The sequence below is a fragment of the Streptomyces sp. Ru73 genome (genome assembly GCF_002920575.1).
GTDB lineage: Bacteria > Actinomycetota > Actinomycetes > Streptomycetales > Streptomycetaceae > Streptomyces.
Map to the genome: position 1 here is coordinate 1 of NZ_PQSQ01000208.1, position 1652 is coordinate 1652.

A 1652-nucleotide genomic window follows, 5' to 3' on the forward strand; every position below is an offset into this window, starting at 1 on the left:
TGAGGACCTGGTGGACGTGGTCTTCTCGCTGCGGAAGCTGGACCCGGACTCGGTGCCGGTCAACTTCCTGATCCCCTTCGAGGGCACCCCGCTGGCCAAGGAGTGGCACCTCACCCCCCAGCGCGCCCTGCGCATCCTGGCCATGGTCCGCTTCGTCTGCCCCGACGTGGAGGTCCGCCTGGCCGGCGGCCGTGAGGTGCACCTGCGCAGCCTGCAGCCCCTCGCGCTGCACCTGGCCAACTCCATCTTCCTGGGCGACTACCTCACCAGCGAGGGCCAGGCCGGCAAGGACGACCTGGCGATGATCGCCGACGCCGGCTTCGAGGTGGAGGGCACCGACACCACCACCCTGCCCGCCCACCGCGCCGACGCCCTCACCGCCACCGGCTGCGACGGACACACCGCCGAAGCCACGAGCGGCTGCGGCGGACACGGCGGCGGTGGCTGCGGACCCTGCGGCGACGGGGGCGCCGTGCCGGAGGCGCGGGACGCCGACGGCGCCCGGACGGACCTGGTCGCGGTGCGCCGCCGCGGGGCAGGAACGGACCTCGCCCCCAATGCCTGAGCCGATGGACGTGCGCGACCTGCTGGCCCTGGATCGGCAGCACGTGTGGCACCCGTACGGCCCGATGCCCGGCACGGACGACCCGCTGGTCATCGAGTCCGCGGCCGGGGTGCGGCTGCGGCTCGCCGAACCGGCCGAGGGACACACCGAACTGGTCGACGGCATGTCCTCGTGGTGGTCGGCGATCCACGGCTACCACCACCCGGTGCTCGACGAAGCCGCACGTGGCCAGCTGGACCGGATGAGCCATGTGATGTTCGGCGGGCTCACCCACGAGCCCGCCGTGTGCCTGGCATCCAAGCTGGTCGAGATTGCCCCAGCGCCGCTCCGGCATGTCTTCCTCGCCGACTCCGGGTCGGTTGCGGTCGAGGTGGCCGTCAAGATGTGCCTGCAGTACTGGCGTTCGCTGGGCCGGCCGGCGAAACAGCGGCTGCTGACCTGGCGCGGCGGCTACCACGGTGACACCTGGCATCCCATGTCGGTGTGCGACCCGGACGGTGGCATGCACCACCTGTGGGCCGGGGTGTTGCCGCGGCAGGTCTTCGCCGACGCCCCGCCGGCCGGTTTCGACGTGGCTCCCGATCCTGCGTACTCGGCTCACCTACGTGACCTGATTGCCCGTCATGCCGACGAGCTGGCGGCGGTGATCGTGGAACCGGTGGTGCAGGGCGCGGGCGGCATGCGCTTCCACCACCCCGCGTACTTGCGGGTGTTGCGGGAGGCGTGCGACGCGCACGACGTACTGCTGGTCTTCGACGAGATCGCCACCGGCTTCGGCCGCACCGGCGAACTCTTCGCGGCCGGCCACGCGGGCGTCGCACCGGACGTCATGTGCGTCGGCAAGGCACTGACCGGCGGCTACCTCACCATGGCGGCCACACTGTGCACCTCGCGCGTCGCCGAGGGCATCAGCCAAGGGGACGTGCCGGTCCTCGCACACGGCCCGACCTTCATGGCCAACCCGCTGGCCTGCGCGGTCGCCAACGCCTCGATCGACCTGCTGCTGTCCGAGGACTGGAGCCGCGCGGTAAAGCGGATCGAGGCGGGTCTCCGGGACGGGCTGGCCGACGCGGAGAAGGTTCCGAGT

General features: G+C 71.9%; 1 protein-coding gene and 1 pseudogene. Both read left to right on the plus strand.

The features are described 5' to 3' along the window. A pseudogene (locus C3486_RS36550) lies at positions 1-565 on the plus strand (biotin synthase BioB); the annotation flags it as partial. After that, positions 558-1652, plus strand: a 1095-nt coding sequence (locus C3486_RS36555; protein ID WP_103837131.1) for an adenosylmethionine--8-amino-7-oxononanoate transaminase, incomplete at its 3' end; no start/stop codon positions are given. The pseudogene C3486_RS36550 and the gene C3486_RS36555, both read left to right, overlap by 8 nt.